At 70.6% G+C, this 18,180-nt stretch carries 25 protein-coding genes, 2 tRNA genes and 1 riboswitch; of the genes, 17 read left to right on the top strand and 10 right to left on the bottom strand.

Annotated features, from left to right (window positions below; genetic code table 11):
* Window positions 1-11: 11 nt before the first annotated feature.
* The gene (locus tag ACLBX8_RS14455) at window positions 12-830 is read right to left on the bottom strand and encodes a DUF6011 domain-containing protein (RefSeq protein ID WP_447715399.1); all 819 of its coding nucleotides are present in this window, start codon (window positions 828-830) and stop codon (window positions 12-14) included.
* A 337-nt stretch (window positions 831-1,167) separates the two neighbouring features.
* Here ACLBX8_RS14455 and ACLBX8_RS14460 point away from each other — a divergent pair, with 337 nt between their 5' ends.
* The 9 genes from ACLBX8_RS14460 to ACLBX8_RS14500 all read left to right on the top strand — a co-directional run bounded on the left by ACLBX8_RS14460 (window position 1,168) and on the right by ACLBX8_RS14500 (window position 4,925).
* Window positions 1,168-1,575 (top strand): hypothetical protein, encoded by a 408-nt coding sequence (locus tag ACLBX8_RS14460; RefSeq protein WP_447715400.1) that lies wholly within the window; start codon window positions 1,168-1,170, stop codon window positions 1,573-1,575.
* A gap of 2 nt (window positions 1,576-1,577) precedes the next feature.
* Window positions 1,578-2,144 carry a hypothetical protein gene (locus tag ACLBX8_RS14465; RefSeq protein ID WP_447715401.1) on the top strand — a complete coding sequence of 189 codons (567 nt, stop codon included), beginning with the start codon at window positions 1,578-1,580 and terminating at the stop codon, window positions 2,142-2,144.
* A complete protein-coding gene (locus ACLBX8_RS14470) occupies window positions 2,144-2,527 on the top strand; it encodes a hypothetical protein (protein WP_447715402.1) in 384 nt (127 codons plus the stop codon). Before ACLBX8_RS14465 ends, ACLBX8_RS14470 begins: the two co-directional genes overlap by 1 nt.
* Before the next feature lie 2 nt (window positions 2,528-2,529).
* Complete coding sequence (locus ACLBX8_RS14475; RefSeq protein ID WP_447715403.1) at window positions 2,530-2,808, top strand: hypothetical protein; 279 nt, start codon at window positions 2,530-2,532, stop codon at window positions 2,806-2,808.
* A 164-nt stretch (window positions 2,809-2,972) separates the two neighbouring features.
* On the top strand, window positions 2,973-3,269 hold the full coding sequence (locus tag ACLBX8_RS14480; protein WP_447715404.1) for a hypothetical protein: 297 nt from the start codon (window positions 2,973-2,975) through the stop codon (window positions 3,267-3,269).
* A complete protein-coding gene (locus ACLBX8_RS14485) occupies window positions 3,266-3,388 on the top strand; it encodes a hypothetical protein (RefSeq protein WP_447715405.1) in 123 nt (40 codons plus the stop codon). The genes ACLBX8_RS14480 and ACLBX8_RS14485 overlap by 4 nt, the downstream gene beginning before the upstream one ends.
* Window positions 3,381-3,998 carry a hypothetical protein gene (locus ACLBX8_RS14490; protein ID WP_447715406.1) on the top strand — a complete coding sequence of 206 codons (618 nt, stop codon included), beginning with the start codon at window positions 3,381-3,383 and terminating at the stop codon, window positions 3,996-3,998. The genes ACLBX8_RS14485 and ACLBX8_RS14490 overlap by 8 nt, the downstream gene beginning before the upstream one ends.
* An 11-nt stretch (window positions 3,999-4,009) precedes the next feature.
* Window positions 4,010-4,279, top strand: coding sequence for a hypothetical protein (locus ACLBX8_RS14495; protein WP_447715407.1), 270 nt, complete (start codon window positions 4,010-4,012; stop codon window positions 4,277-4,279).
* Between the two features lie 226 nt (window positions 4,280-4,505).
* Window positions 4,506-4,925 (top strand): hypothetical protein, encoded by a 420-nt coding sequence (locus ACLBX8_RS14500; protein ID WP_447715408.1) that lies wholly within the window; start codon window positions 4,506-4,508, stop codon window positions 4,923-4,925.
* A gap of 201 nt (window positions 4,926-5,126) precedes the next feature.
* Here the strand turns inward: ACLBX8_RS14500 and ACLBX8_RS14505 are convergent, their stop codons facing one another.
* The 3 genes from ACLBX8_RS14505 to ACLBX8_RS14515 form a co-directional block, all read right to left on the bottom strand.
* Window positions 5,127-5,306 carry a hypothetical protein gene (locus tag ACLBX8_RS14505; RefSeq protein ID WP_447715409.1) on the bottom strand — a complete coding sequence of 60 codons (180 nt, stop codon included), beginning with the start codon at window positions 5,304-5,306 and terminating at the stop codon, window positions 5,127-5,129.
* A 104-nt stretch (window positions 5,307-5,410) separates the two neighbouring features.
* Window positions 5,411-5,485, bottom strand: a tRNA-Asp gene (locus tag ACLBX8_RS14510).
* 423 nt (window positions 5,486-5,908) lie between these two features.
* A tRNA-Gly gene (locus tag ACLBX8_RS14515) sits at window positions 5,909-5,983 on the bottom strand.
* A gap of 261 nt (window positions 5,984-6,244) precedes the next feature.
* On the opposite strand from ACLBX8_RS14515, the gene ACLBX8_RS14520 reads away from it, so the two are divergent.
* Together ACLBX8_RS14520 and ACLBX8_RS14525 are read left to right on the top strand one after the other, a co-directional pair.
* Window positions 6,245-8,014, top strand: coding sequence for an N-acetylglutaminylglutamine amidotransferase (locus ACLBX8_RS14520; protein ID WP_447698918.1), 1,770 nt, complete (start codon window positions 6,245-6,247; stop codon window positions 8,012-8,014).
* Window positions 8,015-8,132: 118 nt separating this feature from the next.
* Window positions 8,133-8,957 carry a class II glutamine amidotransferase gene (locus ACLBX8_RS14525; RefSeq protein ID WP_447698917.1) on the top strand — a complete coding sequence of 275 codons (825 nt, stop codon included), beginning with the start codon at window positions 8,133-8,135 and terminating at the stop codon, window positions 8,955-8,957.
* A 10-nt stretch (window positions 8,958-8,967) separates the two neighbouring features.
* Here the strand turns inward: ACLBX8_RS14525 and ACLBX8_RS14530 are convergent, their stop codons facing one another.
* Window positions 8,968-9,306: a flagellar protein FlaG gene (locus tag ACLBX8_RS14530; protein ID WP_020092829.1), complete on the bottom strand. Its 339-nt coding sequence runs from the start codon at window positions 9,304-9,306 to the stop codon at window positions 8,968-8,970.
* Window positions 9,307-9,542: 236 nt separating this feature from the next.
* On the opposite strand from ACLBX8_RS14530, the gene ACLBX8_RS14535 reads away from it, so the two are divergent.
* Window positions 9,543-10,079, top strand: coding sequence for a TY-Chap domain-containing protein (locus tag ACLBX8_RS14535; protein ID WP_447715410.1), 537 nt, complete (start codon window positions 9,543-9,545; stop codon window positions 10,077-10,079).
* Window positions 10,080-10,101: 22 nt separating this feature from the next.
* Here ACLBX8_RS14535 and thiC read toward each other — a convergent pair whose 3' ends face one another.
* The gene (thiC, locus tag ACLBX8_RS14540) at window positions 10,102-11,988 is read right to left on the bottom strand and encodes a phosphomethylpyrimidine synthase ThiC (RefSeq protein ID WP_447715411.1); all 1,887 of its coding nucleotides are present in this window, start codon (window positions 11,986-11,988) and stop codon (window positions 10,102-10,104) included.
* Window positions 11,989-12,059: 71 nt separating this feature from the next.
* Window positions 12,060-12,165, bottom strand: a riboswitch (TPP riboswitch).
* Window positions 12,166-12,278: 113 nt separating this feature from the next.
* On the opposite strand from thiC, the gene ACLBX8_RS14545 reads away from it, so the two are divergent.
* From ACLBX8_RS14545 to ACLBX8_RS14555, 3 genes are all read left to right on the top strand, one after another.
* The gene (locus tag ACLBX8_RS14545) at window positions 12,279-13,109 is read left to right on the top strand and encodes an alpha/beta hydrolase (RefSeq protein ID WP_447698915.1); all 831 of its coding nucleotides are present in this window, start codon (window positions 12,279-12,281) and stop codon (window positions 13,107-13,109) included.
* Between the two features lie 86 nt (window positions 13,110-13,195).
* Complete coding sequence (locus tag ACLBX8_RS14550) at window positions 13,196-13,570, top strand: restriction endonuclease (RefSeq protein WP_447698914.1); 375 nt, start codon at window positions 13,196-13,198, stop codon at window positions 13,568-13,570.
* Between the two features lie 116 nt (window positions 13,571-13,686).
* Window positions 13,687-14,757 carry an acyltransferase family protein gene (locus ACLBX8_RS14555; protein WP_447698913.1) on the top strand — a complete coding sequence of 357 codons (1,071 nt, stop codon included), beginning with the start codon at window positions 13,687-13,689 and terminating at the stop codon, window positions 14,755-14,757.
* Between the two features lie 6 nt (window positions 14,758-14,763).
* On the opposite strand, the gene ACLBX8_RS14560 is transcribed toward ACLBX8_RS14555, so the two are convergent.
* Together ACLBX8_RS14560 and ACLBX8_RS14565 are read right to left on the bottom strand one after the other, a co-directional pair.
* Window positions 14,764-15,009, bottom strand: coding sequence for a hypothetical protein (locus tag ACLBX8_RS14560; protein WP_020092823.1), 246 nt, complete (start codon window positions 15,007-15,009; stop codon window positions 14,764-14,766).
* Between the two features lie 100 nt (window positions 15,010-15,109).
* A complete protein-coding gene (locus ACLBX8_RS14565; protein WP_091680853.1) occupies window positions 15,110-15,613 on the bottom strand; it encodes a hypothetical protein in 504 nt (167 codons plus the stop codon).
* Window positions 15,614-15,797: 184 nt separating this feature from the next.
* On the opposite strand from ACLBX8_RS14565, the gene ACLBX8_RS14570 reads away from it, so the two are divergent.
* Complete coding sequence (locus ACLBX8_RS14570) at window positions 15,798-16,181, top strand: hypothetical protein (RefSeq protein ID WP_026604872.1); 384 nt, start codon at window positions 15,798-15,800, stop codon at window positions 16,179-16,181.
* 48 nt (window positions 16,182-16,229) lie between these two features.
* On the opposite strand, the gene ACLBX8_RS14575 is transcribed toward ACLBX8_RS14570, so the two are convergent.
* Together ACLBX8_RS14575 and ACLBX8_RS14580 are read right to left on the bottom strand one after the other, a co-directional pair.
* Window positions 16,230-16,946 carry a YoaK family protein gene (locus tag ACLBX8_RS14575; protein ID WP_447698912.1) on the bottom strand — a complete coding sequence of 239 codons (717 nt, stop codon included), beginning with the start codon at window positions 16,944-16,946 and terminating at the stop codon, window positions 16,230-16,232.
* A 4-nt stretch (window positions 16,947-16,950) separates the two neighbouring features.
* Window positions 16,951-17,169 (bottom strand): hypothetical protein, encoded by a 219-nt coding sequence (locus tag ACLBX8_RS14580; RefSeq protein ID WP_447698911.1) that lies wholly within the window; start codon window positions 17,167-17,169, stop codon window positions 16,951-16,953.
* Between the two features lie 96 nt (window positions 17,170-17,265).
* On the opposite strand from ACLBX8_RS14580, the gene ACLBX8_RS14585 reads away from it, so the two are divergent.
* On the top strand, window positions 17,266-18,087 hold the full coding sequence (locus ACLBX8_RS14585; RefSeq protein ID WP_447715412.1) for a LysR family transcriptional regulator: 822 nt from the start codon (window positions 17,266-17,268) through the stop codon (window positions 18,085-18,087).
* Window positions 18,088-18,180: the final 93 nt, after the last annotated feature.

Below are 18,180 nucleotides of genomic sequence, written 5' to 3' on the forward strand. Positions count from 1 at the left end.
GGTCCCCTCCCTCAGGCGCGCGGGAACGTGACGGACAACACGCGGCCGTCCTGATCCGTCTCGATGCGGGCGACCTCGGTGAACGCGGCCGCCCCGGCGGAGAGGAAATCAGTCACGGACATGACCGTGACCGGCGTCGACTGGATCCGGCGCCGGGCGATGACCTCCAGGGCCTCGCACCTGTTCTTGGTGCCGATGGACCGGAACCCGGCGAACTGCCCATCCTGCAAGACGATCTCGTCCCAGATGCCGCGCGAGTCCCGGTAGATCACCGGCTTGCTGAGATCGAACTTCTGGTACCGCAGGTCCGCGATGACGGCCTCGACAGCGTTCGTGACGGTCGGCCCCCCCTGATCCAGGTCGATCAGCGTGATGACGTCGCCGACGACCTCGCTCTCGAAATCGGCGCCGGCGAGGAAATCGTCGAGGTGGAGCTGGCGACGCGTGTGCCCCGCCGCGCGGCAGACCGGCCCGATCCCCGCCTTGATGCTGTAGGGATCCGTGAGCGGGCGCCCGCAGGCCTCGCAGGTCGCGGCGCCGGCGGGCTTGGACGCGTCGGCTTGCTGGAGCTGAGCCTGCTGCTGGACCATAACCGGGCGGAGGGCCGCGGCCGCCGTTGCGTCGAGCTCGCGCAGGTCGGCCTGCAGATCCAGGCCGCGGATGCGGATGCCGTCGAGCGTCTGGTAGCGGTACTCGGAGACGCTGCCGCAGCCGTAGGCCGCGATCGTGTTCTCGATGTCGGTGTGGAGCTGGTTCCACGCCTGCGCATTGGCGGCGATGCGCGCCACGAGGGCAGCACGGGACGTGAAGGTGGTGTCGGGAGTGTTCATGGGGACCCTCTCAGGGAAATCAGTGGCCGACCTTGTCGAGCCACATTGACCTATATGGGAGGCCAATAGGATTTTATCAACCATATCTCGCGCTGGCGGGCCGAGGTCCGCCTGCAGAGTCCCGAGCGGGACCGCCCTGATTTTGGGGATGCCGGCCACGTTCTGCGGCCGTCGCGTATGAGGCGCACAAGCACCGGCCAGGGTCTAGCCGCCTTGGGGGTCGAGGGTTAACGGCGGCCGTACTTGTCAACGACGACGTGAGGTCCGCCCCGCCGCCCCTTTTCCCATGGCGCGGCCAGGATAACCTGTTCTCAGGTCCCAAATTCGAGAACAGTCCATGGCCATCAAGGTCGACGACCTAGCGGCGAGCGTCGCCGCCCTGCAGCCGGAAGAGGTCGAGGAGTTCGAGAGAACGCTCTCGGGCCTGCGTGCCGAGCGGGCCCGGGCGGAGGAGGCGCGCCTCGCCGGGCTGAAGGAGAAGACGGACGAGGAAGTGGTCACGGCCGCGCTCGATGCCGGCGTCGGCTACATCCAGTGGAACTACACCGACACGGATCTGGTCTTGAAGGTCCTTCGCGACGCCGGGTTCGTCCGCGAGGCGACCATGGAGGCGGCCTACCGTGAGGGCTACGAGCGCGGCGCCTACGATTTCGGCGCCAGTACCGAGAGCGTCCGCGACGTCGAAGACGACGAGTACGTGATGTACCGCGGCATGGACCTCGCCAAGCTGACGAGGAAGGCCTGACCATGTCGACCATGGACGTCCTCCGCGAGGCCAAGGCCCGCCGCCGCGACGAGCGCGACACCCCGGCTCTCGACCGGATCCGACACATCCAGCAGCGCTACCTGGACGATTGCGCCGCCGGCTTCGGCGGCGAGGATCAGGAGGCCTGCCTAGATCGGGCCGCGCGGCGGCACCGCCTCGCGCTCCTGCTCGTCCTGCTGGAGCAGCCCGAGGGCCCGGGCCGGGATCTCGACGTCGCCCTCAATGTCGTCCTCGGTCTCAAGCGGCCGTCGGCGGAGGCGGCCGCCTACACGGGCAGCCTCGACGCCGCGCGCGCGTTCGTGGCGGCCGCCCTGCCGGGGTTCTGGGTCTCGTCGGGCCTGTGCGGGCTAACCGGGCATGCGTCCCCGGGGCCCGATTACGCCGGCCCCTCCAGCGAGCGCCTGCACCGTGAGTGGCCCCTCGATGTCGAGGGCGCCGTCGAGACGTGGGACGAGGACCTCGCCCCCGGCGACGGCCTGCATCGTGAGTGCCGCGCCATCCTCGCCTGCGCCGTCCGGGCGCTCGCCTACCAGCACGAGAGGTCTTGATGGACGCTTACCTCGACCAACTCGCGCTGGAGGCAGCGCAGGCGATCCGTGCCCTCGAAAGGCGCGTCTATCCTGGCGGTCCGGACCAGCGCACCGCCGCCGTCCAAGTCGCCGTGCGCGAGGCCCTGGACAAGGCGCGCCGGGATCCCGGGTACGGCCCCTTCATCGCCGAGGTCGACGAGCTCGTGCGGCGGTTCGAGGTCTACCGCGTCGAGGGTTGCGAGGACGATGACGCGTGCCCCGGGATCGCCCGGGACCTGCGCGCGGCCCGCGTCCGGCTCGGGCGACGGCTGCCCCACCTGCCGCCGGTGCCGCCGACGGTCGAGCAGAGCCAGGGTTGGGAAGACCCGGCCGCCGAGGTCGAGAAGGCGGGGAGGTCCTGATCATGTCGTTCTCCCGGCACGTCTACACGCGGTCCTTCGCGTCCACCGAAGCGCGGGAGTGGCTGTACGAGAATCCCGCCGGCGCGACCTTCGTCTACCGCGAGGGCGAGCTCGTCGAGCGGACCGGCCCGGCCGACTGGACGACTCTGCGGGCGCTCGAACGCTCGGGCGACGTTTGGCAGCAGGGAAGGCGCCCGGAGCGGTTCAGCAAGGGCAACCGCGCCGGCGAGTTCCGGATCACCTTCACCCTGTCCAAGGGGACGCGGGCAGGCATCCGTTGAGACCGCGAGACCCCGGCCCATGAGAAGGCGGCCAGCATCGTCTCCCGGTCCGCGATGGAGACCGACGACCACCAGGTCAACAATCTGATTGCGGCGGCTGCCATGTGGCTCCGCACCGAGGGGCCGAAGATCGCGGCCGCCACGAACCAAGGGAGGTCCTGATCATGGTGATGCAGCCGGGATGGCAGGAGCGCTTCGCCGCCATGCAAGCCGAGGCGCGGAAACGGGCAAAGCCCCGCCGCGGCCATCGCCTCCACAGCCTAGAGGATCTCCTGAAGAACCACGATCTCCCGGACGGCACCCAGATGAACAAGGCCTTCATGGATGGCCTGATCCATGGGGGGCCGCAGCTGTCCGTGCTCAACGCCCTCAACGCCTACGTCGATCATCCCAACATCCTGCGTCGCCGGTCTGCCCGCACCCGGGATGGCGACCTCCCGGCCGTCGGGAGCTTCGGATGACCGAGGCCCTGCTCGCCGAGACGATGACCGCCTGCACCGCCGCGTACGTCCACGCCTGGCATTTCGCCCTGGCGTGGGGCCGGGCCGTTGACCTGATGATGGGGGGATCCCGTGGCTGAAGCCGTCGCCTCGAAGCTCCAGCGGGCTATCGACGAGCCCATCCCCGACGACGGCCATACGGTCGCGGACCTGATCCCGTTCGGTTGGGCACCCGGCAAATACATGGGCGGGTGCCGGGACTGCCACGAGGTCTTCACCGGCGACAAGCGGTCCCGCCGCTGCCGTGCCTGCGCCGTGAAGGCGTTGGATGCCTACCGTACCCGGCCACGCTGGCGTTCCGGCCCCACTGGCATCCCGACCGACCGACCAGTGTGGGCCTACTTCTACCAGGGCAACAGCATGAGCGAGGAGCCGGTCCTGTTCGCCCGGGGCTTGGTCGACGAGGACGGCGAAGGCATCACGGTCGAGGGCGAGGCCTGGCCGCGTTCCGGGCACGTCGTCGCCTGGATCGAGACAGAGGAGCGGCCACCGCTGACCGTGGAGTCAGTCGACGCCTTCGTGGCGGCCCTGGGCGATTTCAAGCTGTCGTTCGGCGCCGACCACATCTGCGAGGACTGGCTGCACGAGGCCGCCTTGCAGGCCGTCGTCGACGGGCACGCTCACGCCAAGGCCATCGCGGCCGCGGCGCTCAAGAGCCGGGACCTGCCCTTCTCGCGCTACTACAGCTGAGGGAGGGATCTATGGGACTGGCCGAGGACAAGGCGCGCTTCAGGGAGGCCGTCGCCAAGCGCCGCCTGGAGCCGCGCCCGCCGGGTTTCCTCGATCATGCCGGCCATGAAGCCGTGGCCCGTGCCACCGTCGAAGGGAACCCCGATCTCGTGGCGCGGACCCGCGACCGGAAGGACTTCTTCCCGCTGATCCGGGCGGCCGAGCAGGCAGCGGGCAGGGTCAATGTCAGCGCCTTCCTTCTGTCGTCGCTGATCGGGCAGATCGTGAGGGGGGAACTCTGACATGGGCCGCCGTCGAGCCTGCGAGGGAAAGATCAGACACGCCGACGTCGGCGGAGCGGTCGCTCACGCGAAGTACATGGCGCGGTCCGGTAAGGAGGTCACTCCTTACAGATGCCAGTATTGCGGCGGGTGGCACGTGGGCCGCGGTCTGGCTGGTCGATTGGACAGCCTCAACCGGGCATTCGCGGCCCTTCACGCGCAACGCCCCTGATCGCGGAGGGTATCGATGGCGGCACCGATGGATCCCGTCCGCCAAGAGGATCGCTACGGCTGCGCCATCGCGTGCGTCGCGATGCTCCTCGACCGGACCTACGCCGACATGCGGGCGGCCGTCGGCGAGCCCGGCCACGGGTTCACGCACGACTCCTTGGGCGAGCTCCTGATCCGGGGCGGGTACGCCCTGCAGCACGTGTTCAGGATCGACCAGGTCACGCAGCGGCCGCGGCCGGTCTGGCCGCTGGCACCGTGGGCCCCCATCCACGTCTGCACCGTCGACGCCGGCGGCCCCGGGTCGCATTTGGTCGTCATGCTAGCCGACGGGACGATCATGGACCCGGCTACGACCACGATGGGCCGCCTGTCCGACTACAGGGCGGTGATCTCGATGACCGGTCTAAACCGCGTCGACACGGCCCCAATAGGCTAAAGCCGGCCCGGCACCCCTGCGCTGGCGTGAGACATCCCCCACCGTCCGACGCGGTTAACTGACCGTCACTAGAGGTTAACGCGATCTCCTAAACAGGCCCGTCGAGTGACCTATATAGAGGTCATCAGGGCAAAAATCGGCCGGACTGACTATTCTGGTCCCCTGTGTGGGACGCCGCGAAATCGTTCACCATCACAGGCGTTAACCTGTGCCGCGCCTTGACTTCCCCGCCAGCCCCTCCCGCACGGCCGCCTCGACGGCGTCACCCAAGCCGTCGGTCTCGTGACCGTGCTCGCGAACCTCGTACAGGCAGGCGGGCTCGCCCTGGCGCTCGACAAGGACCGTGCTGCGGCGGGTGCCGACCATGACCCTCACGGTCACGTCAACGTAGTGCCCGGCTCCGGGGCCGTCTTCCAAGGGGTATCGGACGGACTTACTCATGCCAGGAGGCTGGCAGCTCGCACCGGCGCCGGCAATGTGGAGGATGGCGGACGTTGCGGGGATCGAACCCGCGGCCATCGCGCAGACAACGCGCCGCTCTACCGCTGAGCTAAACGTCCGATAGACCGATGATTGCCTGGCCTGGGGATTCGTCAACGGCGGGTGACGAATCGATCCGCATCACGCACGCTGGCCGCGCGGTCCCCGGGCACGGCGGCCGCGCCCCCGTCGCGGGGGATTGCCGCGACATCGAGGGCCTCCCGGCGCGCACCGGGGGGCCCTTCGCATTTTCGGGCGAGCGGCGGAATGGCGCGTGGCGGGTGGAGAATTAGGCCGAGCGGCGGAATTCACCTGAGCGGGTGGATTTCGCATGGAGCAGGGCGAAACCACCCGAGCGGGTGGATCGGGCGGCGTGTCACAGGCCGGTCCGGACGAATCATTGGGGGGTGGATACCAGCCTGCCGCTGCGGCCACGGCTGGTATCGAACTGGCATCCACCTCTCGGGAGGGGCGCCGTCCACAGGCTAAGTATCTGGGAGACTTGGAGCGGGCGATCGGGATCGAACCGACGACATTCAGCTTGGGAAGCTGACGTTCTACCACTGAACTACGCCCGCCGACATGGTCGGCACGGATACGGCCTGTCGCGGAGCGCGAACTCCGAACAGCGCCGTGCGCTCATGTACAGCTATGGTCTAGCAGTTCGACGGCGACGGCGTCAAACGGGTCCGGCATCCCCCGGTCGGCATCCCCGGGCGGCCCCGCGTGAGCTCGGCGCGCCGTCCCGGCGGAACGGCGGAACGGCGGAACGCCGCGGCGCGCGGGCCGTTTCGCTCGACGAAGCGCGCGTGGCGCCGGACCGAGACCCTGCTGACACCATGTGCGGAATCTGCGGCGAGATCTGCTTCGACCGGCCGGCGGACCCCGCCGCCGTCGACGCGATGATGGGATCTCTGCGGCCGCGCGGGCCCGACGCAGCGGGGCTCTTCGGTTCCGGCCGGGTCGTTTTCGGCCATCGCAGGCTCAAGATCATCGACCTGTCCGAGGCCGGGCAGCAGCCCATGATCGATCCCGCCCTCGGGCTCGCGATCGTGTTCAACGGCTGCATCTACAATTTCCGCGCGCTGCGCGCCGAACTCGAGGCGAAGGGCTACGCGTTCTTCTCGACGAGCGACACCGAAGTGGTGCTCAAGGCCTTCCACGCCTGGGGACCTGCCTGCGTCGAGCGCTTCGCCGGCATGTTCGCCTTCGCGATCCTGGAGCGGGATTCCGGGCGAGTCGTGCTGGCGCGCGACCGGCTCGGCGTGAAGCCGCTCTATTACAGCGAGACGAAGGGCCGCTTCCGCTTCGCCTCGTCGCTCCCGGCCCTGCTCGCCGCCGGAGACGTCGATACCGCGGTCGATCCGGTCGCGCTCCACCACTACATGAGCTGGCACGCGGGCGTCCCGGCCCCGCTCACCATCCTCAAGGGCGTGCGCAAGCTGCCACCGGCGACGATCCTGATGATCGAGCGGGACGGGACGCGGCACGCGTCGACCTACTGGACCCTGGCGATCGGCCCCCGCGCGGCCGACCGTGGCCGGACCGAGGCGGACTGGCGCGAGGCCGTCCTCGACGCCCTCGGCACCGCGGTCGAGCGCCGGCAGGTCGCCGACGTCCCGACGGGGGTTCTCCTCTCGGGCGGCCTGGACAGCTCGCTGCTGGTGGCCCTGCTGGCGCGCGGTGGCCAGCGCGGCCTCAAGACCTTCTCGGTGGGCTTCGACGCGGTCAACGGCGTCGAAGGCGACGAGTTCAAGTACTCGGACATCATCGCCGAGACCTTCGCCACCGACCACACGAAGCTCGCGGTCGACGGCACCCGGACGCTGGAGGCGCTGCCCGCGGCCATCGCGGCGATGTCGGAGCCGCAGATGAGCCACGACGCGGTGGCCTTCCTCCTGCTCTCGCAGGAGGTCGCCAGGCACGTGACGGTGATCCAGAGCGGGCAAGGCGCCGACGAAGTGTTCGGCGGCTATCACTGGTATCCGAAGCTGATGGGCTCGACGGACCCGGTCGCCGACTACGCGAAAGCGTATTTCGACCGCGACCATGCCGAGATGCGGGAGGCCCTGACGCCCGACATGGTCGGCGGCGATCACAGCACCGACTACATCGCGACCTTCTTCGCGAACTCGCGGAGCGACAGCGCCATCGACAAGACTCTGCAACTCGACCAGGAGGTCATGATGGTCGACGATCCGGTCAAGCGGGTCGACAACATGACGATGGCCTGCGGCCTCGAGGCGCGGGTGCCGTTCCTCGACCACGACCTCGTCGAGCTGGCGGCCCGCATCCCGGCGGAGCTCAAGGTCCGGGACGGCGGCAAGTACATCCTCAAGGAGGCCGCGCGGACGATCGTCCCGGCCGAGGTGATCGACCGCGAGAAGGGGTATTTCCCCGTTCCGGCGCTGAAGCACATCCGCGGCCCGTTCCTCGACTACGTCCGCGACGTGCTGGACCGGCCCGAGGCGCGCGCGCGTGGCATCTTCAACCGCGCCTACGTCGATCATCTGCTCGCCGATCCCGACGGCACGCTGACGCCCAAGGGCAACTCGAAGCTCTGGCAGGTGGCCCTCATGGAGAGCTGGCTCCAGACGCACGGCGTCTGAGACGGGCCGCGGCACGCCTTTCGCGACGGATCGTGATCGACCGCGCGCTCAAGGTGCCGCGCTTTGTCCACGATCGTCCCGGATCAGCCGGTCGACAGACACCCGGAGAAGCCCGTCGATGTGCCGCTGGATCGCCTATGCGGGACGCACCATCCCGCTGGAGCACTACGTCACCGAGCCGTCCCACAGCCTCGTCTCGCAGAGCATCGCGGCGCTCGAATCGACCGCGGCGACCAACGGCGACGGGTTCGGGCTCGGCTGGTACGGCGATCACCCGGAGCCCGGCCGGTACCGCGAGGTCCAGCCCGCCTGGTCGGACGACAACCTGCGCTACCTGTGCCGGCACCTGCACTCGCACCTGTTCTTCGCGCACGTGCGCGCCGCGACCGGCACGCCGATCACCCGGCCGAACTGCCATCCCTTCGCCTGCGGTCCGTGGCTGTTCATGCACAACGGCTATATCGGCGACTGGAGCCGCCTGCGGCGCCCGGTCGAGGCGCTGATCCCGGACGAGCTGTACCCGTCGCGCGCGGGGACCACCGATTCCGAGGCGATCTTCCTCGGGCTGCTGGGCTGCGGCCTGATGGGACCGGGGCCGCGCCGCGATCCTGTCGAGGCGACGGCGCGCGCGCTCGCGCGCCTCACGGATCTCGCCGGGCCGCATCCGTTCCGGTTCACCGCGGCGCTGGCCGACGGGCGCGATCTCTACGCGTTCCGCTACGCCGCGAACGACAAGGCGAACTCGCTCTACTACCGCGCTTCGGAGGGCGGCGTGGTCGTCGCCTCGGAGCCGCTCGACCGGGACCACGGCACTTGGACGACGGTCGCCGAGAACAGCGTGCTCGTCGCGCGGCGGGACGCGCCGGTGGAGATCCTGTCGCTGGCGCAGTTCGGCCTGACCGCGCCGCCGGTCGATGACTCGGTCCGCCGGCTGCGCGCCTGAGCGACTCCGCTCAGGCGACGCGGGAGAGGCTGCCGCTCTGCGAACCCTGCGTGCTGCGGGCGGAATCGTAGGCGCGATTGCGCAGGGCGGTCTCGCTCGGGAGCTGGTCGATCACGTTGCCGGACGACGGATCGACCACTTGGAACACGATCGAGCTGGTGTCCGGATCCTGGATGTACCGCGCCTTGCCGCCGTTCGTGCCGATGTCGAGCTTCACCGCGGGCTCGAGCGGCTTGGCGGAAGTCTCGGGCTCGGGCGCCTGCTGGGTCACGGCGGCGGCGGCCGTCGCTCCGAGCGCGTCGAGGCCCTGCGGCCCCGGCGTCGTGGATGTCAGCGTTCGGATCTCCATCGCCGGTCTCCTGCGATCCTGTGATCGAAGGATTGAGGCGCGGTCCTGCCTAATCGTTCCTTAATGGCGATCGCCGGTCCACCGGATGATGCGGCGGGATCGGAGATGCGATGAACATCGCGTTACCGGGGCGACACAAATCTGTGCTGAATTTTCTCCTGGGTCGACTCGGCGCCCAGCCGGTTCGTCTTCCCGCGACGGGACCGCGGCCCGCCCCGCGCAGCGTGGAGCACGCGATGTACAGGATCTCGGCGATGCTCGTCTTGGCGACGAGTCCCGCGCTCGCCGCGCCGGCCGCGGCTGGCGATCCGGGTACGCGCGCGCCGTTCATCCGCGAGCACCGCTGCGCCGTCGCGGAGCGGCTCGACGCCATCCACAGGCGCGGGCCGGTCGACGTCTCGCGCGACCGCTTCATCGTCGTGGCGCCGCACGGACAGGCGCAGCGCTACGTCCAGTGCATCTTCCAGGATCGGGATACGCGGATGTTCTGCGAGGCCGCGTCGGGCGCCTACGGACCACCCGGCCGAAGGCGCCTGCGGCTGGATGCGACGGCACGGCAGGCGCTGGCGGCGCTCGGATACGTCCAGGCGGACCCGGCGGAGAACTTCGCGCGCCTCGTGGAGCTGGGATCGCCGCCCGACATGGGCATCGCCGCGGATCTGATGCTCGCGGCGCTGCACGATGCCTACGGCGCCCGCCCGGGCGACATTCTCGATATCGAGGCCCCGTACGGCGGAACGACGGGGCTGCGCTGCGGCGCGCCCGAATCCTGAGCGGACCGGGCGCGCCGCCGTCTCACTCGGCGGCGTCGACGTAGAGCTTGCCGCCCTCGGCCAGGAATTCCTGCGACTTCGCCCGCATGCCGGCCTCGGCCTCGGCCTTCGACATCGCGGGCGCCGCGCCCACGACCTCGCCGGCCTCCTCCATCGCCAGCACCTCGGCGCGCAGGTCCTGCGTGATCTTCATCGAGCAGAATTTCGGCCCGCACATCGAGCAGAAATGCGCGACCTTGTGGGCGTCCTTCGGCAGGGTCTCGTCGTGGAAGCGCCGGGCGGTATCCGGATCGAGGCCCAGGTTGAACTGGTCCTCCCAGCGGAAGTCGAACCGGGCGCGGCTGAGCGCGTCGTCCCGGAGCTGCGCGGCGGGATGCCCCTTGGCGAGGTCGGCGGCGTGGGCGGCGATCTTGTAAGTGATGACGCCGGTCTTCACGTCGTCCCGGTCCGGCAGGCCGAGATGCTCCTTCGGGGTGACGTAGCAGAGCATCGCGGTGCCGAACCAGCCGATCATGGCGGCGCCGATGCCCGAGGTGATGTGATCGTAGCCCGGGGCGATGTCGGTGGTCAGCGGGCCGAGGGTGTAGAACGGCGCCTCGCCGCACTCCTTCAGCTGCTTCTCCATGTTGACCTTGATCTTGTGCATCGGCACGTGGCCGGGGCCTTCGATCATCACCTGGCAGCCCTTGTCCCAGGCGACCTTGGTCAGCTCGCCGAGCGTCTCCAGCTCGCCGAACTGCGCGGCGTCGTTGGCGTCGGCGATCGAGCCCGGGCGCAGGCCGTCGCCCAGGGAGAACGAGACGTCGTAGGCCCGCATGATGTCGCAGATCTCGTCGAACCGCTCGTAGAGGAACGATTCCCGGTGCCCGGCCAGGCACCAGCGCGCCATGATCGAGCCTCCGCGGGAGACGATGCCGGTGACGCGCCGGGCGGTCAGCGGCACGTGGGCGAGCCGCACGCCGGCATGGATCGTGAAGTAGTCGATGCCCTGCTCGGCCTGCTCGATCAGCGTGTCCTTGAAGACCTCCCAGTCGAGCTTGAGCGGGTCGCCGCCGACCTTCTCCAGCGCCTGGTAGATCGGCACTGTGCCGATCGGGACCGGGCTGTTGCGGATGATCCACGAGCGGATGTTGTGGATGTTGCGGCCGGTGGACAGGTCCATGACCGTGTCGGCGCCCCAGCGGATCGACCAGACGAGCTTCTCGACCTCGTCGGCGGCCGAGGAGGTCACGGCGGAGTTGCCGATGTTGGCGTTGATCTTGACCAGGAAGTTCCGGCCGATCGCCATCGGCTCCAGCTCGGTGTGGTTGATGTTGGCCGGGATGATCGCCCGGCCGCGGGCGATCTCATCGCGCACGAATTCCGGGGTGATGAAGGGCGGGACCGAGGCCCCGAAGCTCTGGCCGTCCGCGAGCGCGGCCTCGGCGCCCGCGAGCATGGCCTCGCGGCAGACGTTCTCGCGATGGGCGACGTAGATCATCTCCTCGGTGATGATCCCCGCGCGGGCGAACTCGTACTGGGTCACCATCTGGCCCGGGGCCGCCTTGCGGATGGTCCGCTCGGCGGGGCAGGGGGCCACGAGCTTGTCGCCCGCGAAGGCGTTATCCTCGGGCTTCACCGCCCGCGGCGCGACGGCCGCGTAACCGCGGGCCGCGACCCAGGGCTCGCGCACGCCGGGAAGGCCGGCGTTGAGGTCGATGCGGGCATCGGTCTCGGTGTAGGGGCCCGACGGGTCGTAGACCCGCACCGGCTCCTCCTTCGGATCGGAGAGGACGATCTCGCGATAGGGAACGCGGATGTCCGGCCGCCCGGCCGGGTTCGCGTACGCCTTGCGCGATCCAGTGACCGGACCCGTGGTCACGGTCTCGGGGCTGCCTTTCACGTCCTTCGGGAGAACGGGTGCGTTCATCGTGGGCCTCTCCTCGTGCTGGAGCGGTCCGGTCCACGCGATGGCCGAGATGAGATGAGGTCGCGCGAGATGCGACCGCAGGTTCCCGTCCCTCCGCCGGTATGAGCCGGATCAGGTTCAAGGGTCAGGGCAGCGTGCCCAATCTCAGCCCTCTTCAGGGCCCCCCTCGGAATGGTTCCAGACTCGGGCCCGCGGGCCGCTTTGTCAATGCTGACCGGCCGCCCTAGAAAACACATCCCCGAAACCGTTCGTCCGAACGCACGCGTCCTCCGGTACTTAATCGCACCGCAATGCGCCTCATCGCCGGCCTCCTGCTCGCCGCGCTCCTCCTCTGCGGGCTGGCCTGCGCCGCGCTCGCGCTCGGGCAGCGCCGGTTCCTCTATCCGGGCGCCTTCGGGCCGCAGAACCCGTGGACGATCCCGCCGGGCCTCGCGACGATCACGGTCGCGACCCCCGACGGCGAGACCCTGCACGGCCTGTGGCGGCCTCCGCGGCCGGGCTGCGGCGTCGTCGTGAGCTTCCACGGCAACGGGTCCCGCCCCGAGCCGCACGCGGCCCGCTTCGCCGCGGAGCCCTGGCGGGCGCGCGGCTGGGGCGTGCTCACTGTGGCCTATCGCGGCTATCCCGGCTCCACCGGCAGCCCCAGCGAGGACGGGCTGATCCGCGACGGGCTGGCGGCCGTCGAGGCCGCGCGGGCGCGGGCGCCCGACGCGCCGATCCTCCTCCACGGACACTCCCTCGGGGCCGCCGTGGCCGTGGCCGTCGCCGAACGGGTGCCGACGATCGGCCTGTACCTGGAGGCGCCGTTCGACTCGATGACCCACACCGTGCGGCTGCATGTCCCGCTAGCCCCGATCTGGCTCCTGCGCGACACGTACCGCTCGGATCTGCGCATCCGCGACGGGTCGGCGCCCGTGCTGATCGTGCAGGGCCGCGACGACACGGTGGTGCCGGCCAAGCTGGCGCGGAACCTCGCCGAGGCGGCCGGCCAGCGGGCGCGGATCGACGTGATCCCCGGGGACCACGTCTCCATCCTGGGGAGCCGGGATCGCGAGGCCGAGGCGCTGTTCGGACAGAGCGTCGGTCCGGCCTGCCCGCAACCGGTGGATCAGCAGGGGTAGGAGAGGGAGGCTCGCGTGGTCGGACGGCGCTCGCAGCGGCCTGCCCGCAACCGGTGGATCAGCAGGGGTAGGAGAGGGAGGCTCGCGTGGTCGGACGGCGCTCGCAGCGCTGGAGCGCCGAGGATCCGGACGCGCCGGGCGTCCCGGGCCCGCCGGACCCGGTCTGCCCCCTCTGCGAGCGCCCGATCCCGCGCCACGCCCGCTCCAGCCTCCATCACCTCACGCCGAAGCTGAAGGGCGGGACCCATCGCGGCACGGTCCGGCTGCACCAGATCTGCCACTCGGCGATCCACGCCCGCTACAGCGAGGCGGAGATCGCCAAGCGCCTCGCCGACGTCGAGGCCTTGCGCGCCGATCCGGAGATCGCGCGCTTCCTCGTCTGGGTCCGCGGCAAGCCCGACGATTTCCACGCCGCCACGCGCATGACCCGCGAGCGGAAGTCGGCGCGCCGCAAGATCTGACACCTGCCCGGCCGGCGTTTACCGGGCGTTCGTCACATCCGCAGGTGGCCGCCGCCCCGTTCCTTGCCGTCAACCCGAACCGGTCCAGGATCGCCCCGATCGCGAGGGTTGGGACGATGGCCGGGGTGGGTGATACGGGGGATCGGCTCGCCTGGGTCGATATCGCCAAGGGGATCTGCATCCTCCTGGTCGTCATGATGCATTCGGTCATCGGCACCGGCGAGGCCATGGGCGGCGAGGGCTTCCTCCACCCGGTCGTCGCCTTCGCGAAGCCGTTCCGGATCCCGGACTTCTTCCTGCTCTCCGGCCTGTTCGTGGGACGGGTGATCGACCGCGACTGGCGCCTGTTCTCCGACCGCCGGGTGGTCCACTTCGCCTATTTCTACCTGCTCTGGCTGGTGATCCAGTCGGTCGCCAAGTACGGCAAGATCGTCGGCGATGCCGGCCCCGCGGCCTTCGCGGCGCATCTCGCCCACGCGCTGATCGAGCCCTATTCCAGCCTCTGGTTCATTTACCTGCTCGCGGTGTTCTCGGTGGTCACCAAGGCCCTGCGCCGCGTGCCCGGCGGCGTGCTCCTCGCCGGCGCCGCCCTGCTGCAGATCGCCGACATCCGCAGCGAGTCGACCCTGATCGAGGAGTTCTGCGCCCGCTACGTCTACTTCGTCGCGGGCTACCTCTTCGCCGGGCGGATCTTCGCGCTCGCCGACGCGGCGCGCCGCCGCGTCCCACTCGCACTCTGCGGTTTGGCGGCCTGGGCGGTCCTGGAAGGCTGGCTCGCGCTGACCCCGTCGGGCCTGCCGGATCATCCGACCCTCGCCAGCCTGCCGCTGGTGAGCCTCGCCCTCGGCGGGGCCGGAGCCCTCGCGATCGTGGTGGCGGCGGCTCTCATCGGCCGCGCCGGCGGTCCGGCCGCCGAGGCGGTCCGGACCTGCGGCCAGCGCTCGATCGTGATCTACCTGGCCTTCTCGCTGCCGATGGCGGCGACGCGGGAGATCCTCGTGCGCACCGGCGCGATCACCGATATCGGCCTCGCGAGCCTGACCGTCATGGCGACGGCGGTGATCCTGCCGCTGGTGCTGGAGCGGCTGGTCCGCGGGACGGCGCTCGACCTGCTGTTCGTCCGGCCGCGCCTGTTCCGGCTGGCCGGGTCCGGGCCTAAGCCGAGCCCGGCCCTGCAGGCGACCTGAGGGACCTCAGCCGTCGAAGGCGATACCGATCCGCCGGCTGCGCCGCCACGCCACGGTGGCCGGGCGCGGTTCGGTGCCCGTGCTGACACGAAGCGCGAAGCGGTCCGGCACGGCCTGATCGTCCTCGACCTCGATCTGCGCGCCGACGTCGGTGGCGTCCCAGACCAGGCAGCTCACCTCGCCGCCGTCGAGCAGCACGGCGCCGAACGTGAAGGCGTTCTTCCGGAAGGTGCCGCGGCGATTCTCCGTCATCAGCTCCTCCGTCCCGTCTCGTGGCTCCGCGGAGCCGGACGATGCCGGATCGCGGTTAACAGGGCAAATACGTTCCCGTGCCTGCCCTGCTCGACCGAGATCAGTACTCGTCGGGATCACCCCGGTAGCGGCGTGGCCCCGGCCCGTAATCGTCGTCGTAGGAGCGGCGCGGCGGCGGGCGGTCGTAGTCGCGGCGGTCGCGGTAGGCGTCGCGCCGGTCGTCGTAGCCGTCATTTCGGTAGCCGCCCCCGCCGCCGTAGGCACCCCCGCCGCCACCGCCGTAGCCTCCGCCGCCGTAGCCCCCACCGCCGCCCGCGTTGATCCGCGGGGCGTACCAGCAGCTCTTCGCCTGGCCCGGCGCCGGATCGCCGAAGGTCTGGGTGTTGCAGGGCACGACGCCGCCCTGCGGGAACGGCCGGCCGTTCGTCCGGCCGGGCACGCCGTAATAGACGTTGGTGGGATAGGGCATCCGGCAGACGCCGCCCTCCTGCGCGCAGCCGACCAGGTTCACCGTGTCGAGCTGGTAGGCCTGGGCCGGGGCGGGTGCCAGCGCGCCGCCTCCCAGCGTGATGGCCCCGAAGGCCAGAGCGATCCGAATCTGCACGTCCCCGATTCCCCCGTGGTTTGCGGTGCGGGTGCCGAATAATCCGGTCGGCGGCTTCCGGCCAGCGGCCGCGCTCGCTATGGCGTCGCACCAGGATGCGCGCGGGCCGGTCCGCGGCCGGCGCGACGGTGATCGGGCGGAACGCCCCGTCGTCGGACGGGAGACGGCGCCCCGGGAGGCCTTGATGAGGGATGCGTCCGCGCAGGAGCTTCTGCTGCTCAGCGCGCTCCAAGAATGCCGGATCCAGCTCGACGCGGCGCGCAAGGACGAGGCGGCCCGCGCCGCCGTCCGGGAGGAGCTCGAGGCCGCGCTCCGGCGCGAGGCCGCTCTCGCGGCGGCGATCGTGGAGGAGCGCGAGCGGACCGAGGCCGTCCGCCTCGTGCTTCAGGCGCTGCTGATGAGCGTCCGCCGGTTCGGTCTGCGCCGGCGCCTGTTCGGGGCGCGCATCGCCCGGCTCGGCCGCGAGACGCCGGATTCCGGTCCGCAGGCGGCCCGCCATCCCGTGCTGCTCGCCGAGGCGCGACGGGTGCTGGGTAAGCCATCGCCCGAACCGCCGGCCGAGCGGTGATGGCGGTCGCCGCCCGAGCGCCGCCCGAGCGCCGCGCGGCGCGGCTCCTCACGGCCCGGCGCCGGCGTCTCCTGGCGCCGCGGCCAGGACGATCAGGGCCGTCAGAACGCCGAGCGGCAGGACGATGCTGCCGAAGGCGAGATGGGCGATCCCGAAGGCGCCGAACAGCGCGCCCGCGGCGAAGGCCGCGATCGCCAGGAGCACGCGCAGGAACCTCTCCCGGGTCTGATCGCGCTGTGGGCCGCGTCCCAGGACGAGGTCGGTCGCGTCGATGACGGCCTGGCTGACGCTCACCGTCATGACCGTCGTGGGGGCGAGATGGCCGAGAGACAGGCGGCCGATGGCGTTCTGTAACCCCATGGCCGCGACCGCGAGCATGCCGACGGCGATGGAAGCGGCACTGTCCGCTCCGCCGAGGGGCGACCAGACGGTGCCACACAACCCGAATCCCGCGAGCAGGGTCACCTCGACGGCGAGGAGGCAGGGCAGGGGGTCGAAAGCCCGCCGCTCCAGCGCCAGGGCCAGGATTCGAGCTCCCGCCACCGCTCCGACGAAGACGGGCAGCGCCAGGAGCTTGGCAACCACGCCGCTGGAGCTCGCCACTAACTCGGCGCCGATCAGGACGAAGTTGCCGGTGACGTGAGCGGTGAAGAGTCCGGTCAGGGCGATGAAGGCCGCCGCGTCGACGAAGCCGGCGACGAATGCCAGGGCGGCGCCGGCGAAGGGACCGGTCCCCGGTCTCCGAGCTCGCGCGGGACGGGTCATCGTCTCAGTCGGCGAAGGGCGTCGCCGTCAGGCCGACCGGCATCCGCGGATTGGCGAAGTAGTCGGGCCAGCGATCGCAGAGATACAGGATCGCGACCAGCACGGTGGCGATCGCCAGCAGGGAGGCGAGCACCTCTGTGACCTGCGTCGCCCATTTCCCGAGCGTCGGGATCGCCATGAGGCCGCCGACGAACAGCGTGGTCACGATAACGGGTGCGGTCATCGGGCAAGGCTTCGCGGCGCGGCTCTGGGACGGGGTTGTCCCGAACCCTAACGCTGCGCGGCGCCCGCAGGTTACCGATATCGGTTATCGTGACTCATGATAGGCAACCCGAACATCGAGCTCCTGCGCTCGTTCCTGGCCGTCATCGAGAGCCGCAGCTTCACCGCCGCGGCGCAGGCTCTCGGTCTGCGGCAATCCACGGTGAGCGGGCACATCGCCCGGCTCGAGCAGGCGCTCGGTCGCGCGCTCCTGACGCGGGACACCCACCGGGTCGCGCCCACGCCGGACGGTCAGGCCATGATCGGCTTCGCCCGCGACGTGGTGGACGCGCAGGATCGGCTGCGCGCCTTCTTCTCGCCGGAAGGCCTGCGCGGCCGTATCCGGCTCGGCGTCTCCGAGGACTACACCCTGTCGACCCTGGCACAGGTCCTGGCCCGCTTCGCCGATCGGCACGACGCGGTCGATCTGCAGATCACGGTCGGGCTGAGCCGCGCCCTCTACCAGGGCTACGATGCGGGCGAGCTCGACGTGATCTTCTGCAAGCGGCGGCGCGGCGACCCGCGCGGGACCTTGGCCTGGGCGGAGGATCTGATCTGGACGGGCCGGCCCGGCCTCGTGCCGGATCGAGCCAAGCCCTTGCCCCTTGTGCTCTACCCGCCACCGTCGATGACCCGCACCTTGGCGCTCGACGCCCTCGAGGCGGTGGGCCGGTCCTGGCGGGTGGCCTGCACCAGCGGAAGCCTGATGGGGCTGCGGGCCGCCGTCGAGGCGGGCCTGGGCATCGCGCCGCACTCGGCCAAGATCCTGCCGCCGGGCCTCGCCGCGATCTCCGAGGCGGCCGGCCTGCCGCCGCTCGGCGCGGTCGAGTTCGTCGTGCTCGGCCCGGGTCGCCACCACGCGGCGGCGACCGCGCTGTAGGAGACGATCCTGGCGAGCACCGGCGAGCTTCAGGGCGCCGCGCGCTAGGGCGGCGTCCTCCCGGCACGCGGTGGCCGGGCTCGATCCCGACCG

The organism is Methylobacterium sp. D48H, from assembly GCF_053345715.1.

Bases quoted from the DNA above. Each gene is read 5' to 3' on its own strand.
- ACLBX8_RS14570 (WP_026604872.1), top strand. From the start codon at position 15,798: ATGAGGGATGCGTCCGCGCAGGAGCTTCTGCTGCTCAGCGCGCTCCAA.
- ACLBX8_RS14580 (WP_447698911.1), bottom strand. From the start codon at position 17,169: ATGACCGCACCCGTTATCGTGACCACGCTGTTCGTCGGCGGCCTCATG.
- ACLBX8_RS14525 (WP_447698917.1), top strand. From the start codon at position 8,133: ATGTGCCGCTGGATCGCCTATGCGGGACGCACCATCCCGCTGGAGCAC.
- ACLBX8_RS14555 (WP_447698913.1), top strand. From the start codon at position 13,687: ATGGCCGGGGTGGGTGATACGGGGGATCGGCTCGCCTGGGTCGATATC.
- ACLBX8_RS14465 (WP_447715401.1), top strand. From the start codon at position 1,578: ATGTCGACCATGGACGTCCTCCGCGAGGCCAAGGCCCGCCGCCGCGAC.
- ACLBX8_RS14585 (WP_447715412.1), top strand. From the start codon at position 17,266: ATGATAGGCAACCCGAACATCGAGCTCCTGCGCTCGTTCCTGGCCGTC.
- ACLBX8_RS14520 (WP_447698918.1), top strand. From the start codon at position 6,245: ATGTGCGGAATCTGCGGCGAGATCTGCTTCGACCGGCCGGCGGACCCC.
- ACLBX8_RS14470 (WP_447715402.1), top strand. From the start codon at position 2,144: ATGGACGCTTACCTCGACCAACTCGCGCTGGAGGCAGCGCAGGCGATC.
- ACLBX8_RS14530 (WP_020092829.1), bottom strand. From the start codon at position 9,306: ATGGAGATCCGAACGCTGACATCCACGACGCCGGGGCCGCAGGGCCTC.
- ACLBX8_RS14495 (WP_447715407.1), top strand. From the start codon at position 4,010: ATGGGACTGGCCGAGGACAAGGCGCGCTTCAGGGAGGCCGTCGCCAAG.
- ACLBX8_RS14485 (WP_447715405.1), top strand. From the start codon at position 3,266: ATGACCGAGGCCCTGCTCGCCGAGACGATGACCGCCTGCACCGCCGCG.
- ACLBX8_RS14560 (WP_020092823.1), bottom strand. From the start codon at position 15,009: ATGACGGAGAATCGCCGCGGCACCTTCCGGAAGAACGCCTTCACGTTC.
- ACLBX8_RS14460 (WP_447715400.1), top strand. From the start codon at position 1,168: ATGGCCATCAAGGTCGACGACCTAGCGGCGAGCGTCGCCGCCCTGCAG.
- ACLBX8_RS14475 (WP_447715403.1), top strand. From the start codon at position 2,530: ATGTCGTTCTCCCGGCACGTCTACACGCGGTCCTTCGCGTCCACCGAA.
- ACLBX8_RS14575 (WP_447698912.1), bottom strand. From the start codon at position 16,946: ATGACCCGTCCCGCGCGAGCTCGGAGACCGGGGACCGGTCCCTTCGCC.
- ACLBX8_RS14455 (WP_447715399.1), bottom strand. From the start codon at position 830: ATGAACACTCCCGACACCACCTTCACGTCCCGTGCTGCCCTCGTGGCG.
- thiC (WP_447715411.1), bottom strand. From the start codon at position 11,988: ATGAACGCACCCGTTCTCCCGAAGGACGTGAAAGGCAGCCCCGAGACC.
- ACLBX8_RS14500 (WP_447715408.1), top strand. From the start codon at position 4,506: ATGGCGGCACCGATGGATCCCGTCCGCCAAGAGGATCGCTACGGCTGC.
- ACLBX8_RS14535 (WP_447715410.1), top strand. From the start codon at position 9,543: ATGTACAGGATCTCGGCGATGCTCGTCTTGGCGACGAGTCCCGCGCTC.
- ACLBX8_RS14480 (WP_447715404.1), top strand. From the start codon at position 2,973: ATGGTGATGCAGCCGGGATGGCAGGAGCGCTTCGCCGCCATGCAAGCC.
- ACLBX8_RS14545 (WP_447698915.1), top strand. From the start codon at position 12,279: ATGCGCCTCATCGCCGGCCTCCTGCTCGCCGCGCTCCTCCTCTGCGGG.